The organism is Saccharopolyspora terrae (assembly GCF_004348435.1).
GTDB classification, from domain to species: Bacteria; Actinomycetota; Actinomycetes; order Mycobacteriales; family Pseudonocardiaceae; genus Saccharopolyspora; species Saccharopolyspora endophytica.
The window spans coordinates 1-8,483 of the sequence record NZ_SMKS01000116.1 but is presented as its reverse complement, the minus strand read 5'-3'; the positions used below and the strand labels follow the sequence as shown (position 1 = coordinate 8,483).

The window sequence follows — 8,483 nt, the reverse complement described above, 5'->3', positions numbered from 1 at the left end:
CCCGGGGGGGGGTGGCGGCGCGGGGCGCCGTCCCTGAGGGGCCTGTGCGCCGCGATAGTAGTCGTACCTGTCGCCGCCGCCCTGCGGCCTTCGCCTCGGCGGTCCGCCCGCCGACCAGTCGCTCATGCTCACACCTGCGTCGGTTGTTGGCGACGCGTCCCGCACGCGTCGCTGTGTGGCGTGCAGCATTGCAGAAGCACGTCGCGCAGGTGGCCGCCGCTATCGAACAGTAACCCGCGGATCGGAGTTTGTGCTGGTGGTGGGCCCGAGGAAGATCTCACACCCACCACCAGCGCGTCCCTCTAGCGTGCCACGGCCGAGCGCACCGCGGTGGCCCACAGCTCGATCGCGGCGTCGACCTGCTCGGCGGTGACGATCAGCGGCGGGATCATGCGCACCACGTTGCCGTGCGGGCCGCAGGTCAGCAGCAGCAGCCCGGCCTCGGCCGCGGCGGCGTGCGCGCGGGAGGCGGTGGCGGTGTCCGGGGTGCCTTCGGGGGTGGTGAACTCGTTGCCCAGCATCAGCCCGAGCCCGCGCACGTCGCCGATGACCGGGTGGTCGGCGGCGACCTTGCGCAAGCCCTCGACCAGCCGCGCGCCCTGCTCGGCGGCGTTGGCCACCAACCCTTCCTGCTCCACCACGTCCAGGGTGGCCAGTGCCGCGGCGGCGGCCACGGCGTTGCCGCCGTAGGTGCCGCCCTGCGATCCGGGCCAGGCCTTGCTCATCAGCTCCTGCCCCGCGGCGATCGCCGAGATCGGGAAGCCGCTGGCCAGGCCCTTGGCGGTGATGAGGATGTCGGGGCGGATGCCGGCGTGGTCGTGGCCCCAGAAGCGGCCGGTGCGCCCGACACCGGTCTGGACCTCGTCGACGATGAGCAGGATTCCATGGGCGTCGGCGCGCTGGCGCAGCCCGGCCAGGAACTCCGGGGGCGCGGGGATGTAGCCGCCTTCGCCGAGCACGGGCTCGACGATGATCGCGGCGGTGTCGCGCGGGGAGCTCTGGGTGACCAGCAGCTGGTCGAACTCGGCCAGGGCGCGGCGCACGGCCTCCTCGGTGCTGCACTGCTGGCGGTAGGGCTCGGGGAAGGGCGTGAACACCACGCCCGGCATCATCGGCCCGATCCCGGCGCGCACCTTCACCCCGGAGGAGGTCAGGGCGGCCGCGCCCATGGTGCGGCCGTGGAAACCACCCTGGAAGGCGATGATGTTGGCCCTCCCGGTGGCGTGTCGCGCCAACCGGACGGACGCTTCAACCGCTTCACTACCGGAGTTGACGTAGAACAGGCGGTCCAGGCCCTCGGGCAGCACCTGGCCGAGGCGTTCGGTCAGGTCGAGCAGCGGCTTGTGCATCACCGTCGTGTACTGGCCGTGGATGAGGGTGCCGACTTGGCGCTGAACGGCCTCGACCACGCGCGGGTGGCAGTGTCCGGTGCTGGTGACGCCGATGCCGGCGGTGAAGTCCAGGTAGCGGCGGTCGGACTCGTCGTAGAGGTAGACCCCTTCGCCGCGTGCGGCCAGCACCGGGGTCGCCTGCTTGAGCGCCGGGGAGAGCTGCGTCATGATCGACTCCAAGCATGCAGAATGTAGGATTGTTGACAATCTAGGCAGTCATGCAACCATCAGCAACACTCGGTGTCCACCACCGAAGCGCACTAGGTTGGCAAACAAGCACATCCGTCGACACCCAGGAGGGTTCGCGCAGCGATGACCACCACCCCAACGCATCCCCGCGAGGCGACCGTCGTCGAGGCCGCCCCCAAGCAGCTGCTCATCGCCGGCAAGTGGCGCGACGCCACCGGTGAACGCACCTTCGCCGTCGAAGACCCCGCCACCGGCGCCACCCTCTGCCACGTCGCCGACGCCTCCCCCGACGACGCGCTCGCCGCGCTGGGCGCCGCCCACGACGCCCAAGCCGACTGGGCCACCCACCCGCCCCGCGAACGCGGCGAGATCCTGCGCCGCGCCTACGAGATCATCATCTCCCGTCGCGAGGACCTCGCCCTGCTCATGACCCTCGAAATGGGCAAACCCCTGCCCGAGGCCCGCGGCGAGATCACCTACGCCGCGGAGTTCTTCCGCTGGTTCGCCGAAGAGGCCGTGCGCATCGGCGGCGACTACGCCGTGGCCCCCAACGGCTCCGGCCGCTTCCTGGTCACCCGCCAGCCCGTCGGCCCCGCCCTGCTGATCACCCCGTGGAACTTCCCCATGGCCATGGGCACCCGCAAGATCGGCCCCGCCATCGCCGCCGGCTGCACCTCGGTGATCAAACCCGCCCAGCAGACACCCCTGTCGATGCTGGCGCTGGCCGACATCCTGCGCGAAGCCGGACTGCCCGACGGCGTGCTCAACGTCGTCACCTCCTCCAACGCCGGCGGCGTCATGGAACCCATGATCCGCGACCCGCGCGCCCGCAAGCTGTCGTTCACCGGCTCCACCGCCATCGGCCGCAAGCTCATCGAGCAGTCCGCCGAGCAGGTCCTCAAGGTCTCCCTCGAACTCGGCGGCAACGCACCGTTCCTGGTCTTCGACGACGCCGACCTCGACGCCGCCGTCGACGGCGCCATGCAGGCCAAGATGCGCAACATCGGCGAAGCCTGCACCGCGGCCAACCGCTTCTACGTCCACGCCGACATCGCCCAGGCCTTCTCCGACAAGCTCGCCGAACGCATGTCCGCGCTGACCATCGGCCGCGGCGTCTCCGAAGACATCCAGGTCGGCCCGCTCATCGACGACAAGCAGCTGAGCAAGGTCACCGACCTGGTCTCCGACGCCGTCGCCCAAGGCGCCCAGGTCGTCACCGGCGGCGACCGGCACGGCGGCGACGGCTACTTCTACACCCCCACCGTGCTCACCGGCGTGCCCGAAGGCGCGCGCATGGCCAGCGAGGAGATCTTCGGGCCGGTCGCGCCGATCACCACCTTCACCGACGAGCGCGACGCCATCGCCAAGGCCAACAACACCGAGTACGGCCTCGTCAGCTACCTGTTCACCCAGAACCTGCAACGCGGCCTGCGCGTCACCGAAGCGCTCGAGACCGGCATGGTGGGCCTCAACCAGGGCATCGTGTCCAACCCGGCCGCCCCCTTCGGCGGGGTCAAGGCCTCCGGGCTGGGCCGCGAAGGCGGCAAGGTCGGCATCGACGAGTTCCTGGAGACCAAGTACGTCTCCATCGGCGGCCTCTGACCCACCCCGCACGACGAATGGGGCCGGTTTCCGCGGAAACCGGCCCCATTCGTGTGAGATCCCTACTCGGCCATCGAACCGTTGAGGCGCTCCAACGCGTCGTTCATGTGCGCCTCCAAGCGCGACAGCAGCAACGCCTCGTCACCGGACTCGATCGCATCGACCAGACCCTTGTGCTCATCGACCAGCGCCTGCACATCGGCGTGGTACTTGTCCTGCAACGCCGTCAGGCACATCCGCTTCTCCACCAGCAGCGTCTGCGCCATCCGCTGCAACCGGGCACTGCCCGACACCCGCACCAGCGTCTCGTGGAACTCCTGATCGGCATCAGCCAGCTCGATGGCATCACCCTTGCCCGCCGCGGCCACCATCCGCGACTGCGCCGCGGTCAGCTCCGCCACGGCCTCCACCCGGTGATGCCGCACGATCTGCTCGCAGGCCGCCCGCTCCACCGCCAACCGCGCCACGTAGATGTCGGCGACGTCCTCGGTGTGCAGATCCATCACGAACAACCCGCGATGCGGCTCACTGCGCAATAACCCCTCGGCCACCAACCGCTGCATCGCCTCCCGCAGCGGCCCCCGGCTCACCCCCAGCCGCGCCGCCAGCTCCGCTTCCCCCAGCTGCGACCCCGGAGGCAGCGACCCGTACATGATCGCCGCGCGCAACTGGTCGGCCACGATCGCCGCCGTCGACTTGCGCTGCACCGGCTCCAGCTCACCGGGCTGCTGGTACTGCTCCTCGGTCTCGAGCACTGCGCTCACCATTTCCCTGTTCGCCGATGACCACCGGGGTCACCGGCCCGTTCCGGTCCGGAACAGCGTTCCCAATCCCTCACGCGACGTGCCCGCACCGGCCAGTCGCAACGCCTCCCACGCGCTGACCTGGTTGGCGGTCAGCACCGGCTTGCCCAACCGCTGCTCGATGTCCTTCAGCCACGCCGCGGTGTGCAGCGCGGTGTCGGGCATCAGCAGCGCCTCGGCCTGGTCGTCGTCGTTGGCCGCGGCGAACGACAGCACCTCCTCGCGGCCCAGCGTGCCGACCTCGGCGGCGGTGACGATGCCCCTGCTGGACAGCCGCACCACCTCCAGGTCCCCGGCGCGCAGGAACTCCACGAAGTGCTCGGCCACATCGGCCGGGTACGTCGCGGCCACCGCGACCCGCCGCAACCCCAGCAGGGCCGCGGCGTGCACGAACGCGAACGACGTGCTCGACGTCGGCTTGCCCGTCACGGCCTGCAGCTTCTCCACCTGATCGCGCGCCCCGGACCAGCCGAAGACGAAACTGCCCGAGGTGCACGCCCAGAGAACCGAATCCACCTCGCCCAGCGCACGCGCGCCGTCGGCGAGCACCTGCTCGGAACCCACGTCCAGCAAGGCATCGACCCGGTGGGCGTCCTCGCGCATCAGCGTGTGCACCAGCGGCAGCCGGACATCGTCTCCGAGCAGGCCCTCCAAGGTCGGGTAGTCGTCTTCGGCGCTGTAGCCGGGATACAGAATTCCTGCGGTGTGCGGCACCGGGGAGCTCCATCCTGTGCTCGACGTCCAACGGCCAACAACCCTGGGGTACCCCGCCCGGCCACACCGCAACGGGGGTGTCGATTGTTGACAATGTTACCGCAGGGTGAGCGGCCGCCGGAACGTTCGTGATGTCATCTTTACCGCCCCGCTCACGCGGCCGGAGCGTCCACCGCCTGCATCAATCGCTGCTCGGCACCCACCGCCGAGAGCCCCATCTCGCGCAGCGCCGCCCAGATCGTGACCTGGTTGGCCGTGAGAACGGGCTTGCCCAACTCCTGCTCCAACGGCCCGATCAGGTCGTAGGTGGGCAGGTTCGTGCACGAGATGAACATCGCCTCGGCCTCCGGGCGATCCGCCGCCCGCACGATGTCCACCACGTCGCGGTAACTGGTCTTCCAGATCTGGCCGTCCAAACCCAGCCCGACGCTGGAGACCACCTCCACCCCGTGCTCACCCAGGAACGAGCACAACCGGTCGGTGATGGAGACCACGTAGGGCGTCGCGATCGACACGCTGCCCACGCCCAGCACCTCCAACGCGCGCACCAGCGCACCGGAGGTGGTCACCGCGGCCGGCGCACCGGCATCGCGCATCACCTCCACCAGCCGCCGCTGCCCGCCAGCGCCGTCGACGAAACTCCCGGAGGTGCAGGCGTAGGCCACCACCTCCGGTTCGGGCACCAGCAGGTCACGGGTGGCCGCGTGCACCGCGGCCTCGTCGGAGACCAGGCTGGCCTGCTCGACGCTGACCGGCACCGGGACGAACGCGGTGCGCGTGACGTACAGCGACACCTCCTGCGGCGACCAGCGCCACAGCTCGCGGTCCAGCGCCAGGTCGAACGGGGCGATCACCCCGATCCCCCGCTGCTGCACCGGGCCCGACACCGCGCCGAGGAAGTCATCAAGTGGCATGCCGGCCCCCGATCGTTCCCTCGAAGCGCTCGTAGCGCAGGGTTTCGCCGACGCTGCCCGAACGCCACACGTCGTTGCAGGCCTCGGCCATCTCCGCCAGCCCTTCCACGATCGTGGCGTAGACGTTGCCCGGCACCCAGCCCACGTCACCGTTGAGCAGCAGGTTGTTGCGCCCGTAGAAGATCGCCAGGTCGATCACGCCCGGCAGGTCCTCGATTCCCTTCTCCTGCTTGAACTCCCGGTCCAGCATGCCGCCGGGGAAGGAGAAGTAGACGACGTCGCCCGGGATCGGGGTCACCGTCGGGTTCTCCTGACCCGGCTCGTCAGCGGCGAAGCGCGGCACCATCGTGTAGATCTCGTTGCGGGCGTACTTGGCGTGGTGCACCGGCCCGACCTGCGGCAGCGCGTTCCACACCGCCTCGCAGGTTCGGGGCGCGTCGGCGTCGAGCAACTCCGCCACGCAGGACACACCGCGCTTCTCCAGCGTGATCGACAGGTACCTGGGCATCGTGATCCATTCGTTCGCTGTGGCCATCTCGCACTCTCCCCGGGCCGGACCAACCGATGCCAGCGGATTGTTGACAATCCTACGAACCGTTCCTAGCGTGTCAATGCCTCCACCGACGCTCGTTTTTCACCGCCCAGTGCTGGGGAAACACGCTCGTCACCGGCGTGGGAGACGATCACCCGACACCCCTGCGGCCCTAAGGTCATCGCCATGGTCAACACCCGCCCCACCGTCGTCGTCCTCCACGACGGAGACGCACCCGACGAGATGGCCCGCATCGCCGAGCACGCCGAACTGCGCTACGCCACCGGCGAGGAACTCCCCGACGCCCTGCCCGGCACCGACGCCCTGTTCGTGTGGGCCTTCCGCTCCCAAGCCATCGCCGACGCCTGGCCCCAGGCCGACAAGCTCCAATGGATCCACGCCGCCAGCGCCGGAGTCGACCGCCTGCTGTTCCCGCAGCTGCGCGACTCCCCCGTGCAGCTGACCAACTCCCGCGGCGTGTTCGACCAGCCCATCGCCGAATACGTCCTGGGAACCGTGCTCACCTTCGCCAAGGACATGCACACCACCCTGCGCCTGCAGGACGCCAAGCAGTGGAAGCACCGCGTCACCGAACGCATCGAAGGAAAAACCGCCCTCGTCGTCGGCACCGGACCCATCGGCCGCGCCATCGCCCGCCAACTCAGCAACGCAGGACTGCGCGTGGCCGGAGCCGGACGCACCACCCGCACCGGCGACCCCGACTTCGGCGACATCCACGCCTCCGACGACCTCGCCCGCGTCGCAGGCGACTACGACTACCTCGTCGTCGCCGCACCCCTGACACCCCAGACCCACGGGCTCATCAACGCCGACGTCCTCACCGCCATGCGCCCCAGCGCCCGCTTCATCAACGTCGGCCGCGGCGAACTCGTCGACCAACCCGCCCTCGTCACCGCCCTCCAGCAGGAGCACATCGCCGGCGCCGCCCTCGACGTCTTCGACACCGAACCCCTCCCGCAGGACTCACCCCTGTGGGAGATGCCCCACGTCCTGGTCTCCCCGCACATGTCCGGCGACACCCTCGGCTGGACCGACGAACTCGTCGACCTGTTCCTGACCAACCTGCGCGCCTTCACCCACGGCACCGACCTGCGCAACGTCGTCGACAAGCAACGCGGCTACGTCACCGCCTGACCCCCGCCAGGCCGCCACACCCAGGGAGACGCCATGGCCAACACCCAGCCCGCCGAGCTCTCGGCCACCGAGCTGCTGGCCGCCTACGCCGCCGGAACCCTCTCACCCGTCGAAGCCTGCGAAGCCGCCCTGCAACGCATCAACGACCACGACCCCGCCGTCAACGCCTACTGCCTCGTCGACCCCGAACAAGCCCTGCGTGCCGCCCGCGAATCCGAGAACCGCTGGCACCGCGGCCAACCCGCCGGACGACTCGACGGCGTGCCCGCCTCCGTCAAGGACCTCTTCCTCACCCGCGGCTGGCCCACCCTGCGCGGCTCGAACACCATCGACCCCGACCAGCCCTGGCTCGAAGACGCCCCCGCGGTCACCCTGCTGCGCCGCGAGAACCCCGTGTTCCTCGGCAAGACCACCACCCCCGAACTCGCTTGGAAAGGCGTCACCGACAGCCCCCGCCACGGCATCACCCGCAACCCCTGGGACACCTCCCGCACCGCAGGCGGCTCCTCCGGCGGCGCCGCAGCAGCCGTGGCGACCGGCATGGGCCCGCTCGCACTGGGCACCGACGGCGGCGGATCCGTGCGCATCCCCGCCTCCTTCTGCGGCATCGCCACCCTCAAACCCACCTACGGCCGCATCCCCCTCTACCCGGCCAGCCCCTTCGGCACCCTCTCCCACGCCGGGCCGATGACCACCACCATCACCGACACCGCCCTCATGCTCGACGTCCTCGCCCAACCCGACGTCCGCGACTGGTCCGTGCTGGCCCCTCCCACCGACTCCTTCCTCGACCACCTCGGCGGAGGAGTCACCGGCCTGCGCATCGCCGTGAGCACCGACCTCGGCTTTGGCACCCCCGTCGACCCCCAGATCACCCGCGCCCTCACCGACGCCGCCCGCACCTTCGAAGATCTCGGCGCCCACGTCGAACACGCCGACCCCGGCATCACCGACCCCGTCGAGGACTTCCACGTCCTCTGGTTCGCCGGCGCGGCCAAAGCCACCGAACACCTCACCGACGCCCAGCGCGAACTCCTCGACCCCGGGCTCGCCGCCATCTGCCGCCGAGGACTCACCTACAGCGCCCAGGACTACCTCGAAGCCACCAACACCCGCATGAAACTCGGCCAGCGCATGGGCGCCTTCCACCAGAACCACGACCTGCTGCTGACCCCCACCGTCC

Annotated in this window: 8 protein-coding genes; 3 read left to right on the top strand and 5 right to left on the bottom strand. The window is 70.0% G+C overall.

Annotated elements, in window-relative coordinates:
- Window positions 1–302 precede the first annotated feature (302 nt).
- Window positions 303–1,559: an aspartate aminotransferase family protein gene (locus tag E1181_RS30485; protein WP_132679867.1), complete on the bottom strand. Its 1,257-nt coding sequence runs from the start codon at window positions 1,557–1,559 to the stop codon at window positions 303–305.
- A gap of 144 nt (window positions 1,560–1,703) precedes the next feature.
- On the opposite strand from E1181_RS30485, the gene E1181_RS30480 reads away from it, so the two are divergent.
- A complete protein-coding gene (locus E1181_RS30480; RefSeq protein WP_132679866.1) occupies window positions 1,704–3,182 on the top strand; it encodes an NAD-dependent succinate-semialdehyde dehydrogenase in 1,479 nt (492 codons plus the stop codon).
- 62 nt (window positions 3,183–3,244) lie between these two features.
- On the opposite strand, the gene E1181_RS30475 is transcribed toward E1181_RS30480, so the two are convergent.
- From E1181_RS30475 to E1181_RS30460, 4 genes are all read right to left on the bottom strand, one after another.
- Window positions 3,245–3,937, bottom strand: coding sequence for a GntR family transcriptional regulator (locus E1181_RS30475; RefSeq protein ID WP_235877168.1), 693 nt, complete (start codon window positions 3,935–3,937; stop codon window positions 3,245–3,247).
- A gap of 39 nt (window positions 3,938–3,976) precedes the next feature.
- The gene (locus tag E1181_RS30470; protein ID WP_132679864.1) at window positions 3,977–4,699 is read right to left on the bottom strand and encodes a maleate cis-trans isomerase family protein; all 723 of its coding nucleotides are present in this window, start codon (window positions 4,697–4,699) and stop codon (window positions 3,977–3,979) included.
- A gap of 152 nt (window positions 4,700–4,851) precedes the next feature.
- The gene (locus E1181_RS30465) at window positions 4,852–5,613 is read right to left on the bottom strand and encodes a maleate cis-trans isomerase family protein (protein ID WP_132679863.1); all 762 of its coding nucleotides are present in this window, start codon (window positions 5,611–5,613) and stop codon (window positions 4,852–4,854) included.
- Entirely contained in the window at window positions 5,603–6,121 is a 519-nt protein-coding gene (locus E1181_RS30460; RefSeq protein ID WP_132679868.1) for a DUF3830 family protein, read from the bottom strand. Before E1181_RS30460 ends, E1181_RS30465 begins: the two co-directional genes overlap by 11 nt.
- 210 nt (window positions 6,122–6,331) lie before the next feature.
- Here E1181_RS30460 and E1181_RS30455 point away from each other — a divergent pair, with 210 nt between their 5' ends.
- Both E1181_RS30455 and E1181_RS30450 read left to right on the top strand, forming a co-directional pair.
- The gene (locus E1181_RS30455; protein WP_132679862.1) at window positions 6,332–7,300 is read left to right on the top strand and encodes a D-2-hydroxyacid dehydrogenase; all 969 of its coding nucleotides are present in this window, start codon (window positions 6,332–6,334) and stop codon (window positions 7,298–7,300) included.
- 33 nt (window positions 7,301–7,333) lie between these two features.
- A partial coding sequence (locus tag E1181_RS30450) for an amidase (RefSeq protein WP_132679861.1) occupies window positions 7,334–8,483 on the top strand: 1,150 nt, incomplete at its 3' end.

What these genes read in the sequence shown, in the direction of transcription:
- E1181_RS30485 (WP_132679867.1), bottom strand. Translation starts at nt 1,559, where the DNA reads ATGACGCAGCTCTCCCCGGCGCTCAAGCAGGCGACCCCGGTGCTGGCC.
- E1181_RS30480 (WP_132679866.1), top strand. Translation starts at nt 1,704, where the DNA reads ATGACCACCACCCCAACGCATCCCCGCGAGGCGACCGTCGTCGAGGCC.
- E1181_RS30465 (WP_132679863.1), bottom strand. Translation starts at nt 5,613, where the DNA reads ATGCCACTTGATGACTTCCTCGGCGCGGTGTCGGGCCCGGTGCAGCAG.
- E1181_RS30460 (WP_132679868.1), bottom strand. Translation starts at nt 6,121, where the DNA reads ATGCCCAGGTACCTGTCGATCACGCTGGAGAAGCGCGGTGTGTCCTGC.
- E1181_RS30455 (WP_132679862.1), top strand. Translation starts at nt 6,332, where the DNA reads ATGGTCAACACCCGCCCCACCGTCGTCGTCCTCCACGACGGAGACGCA.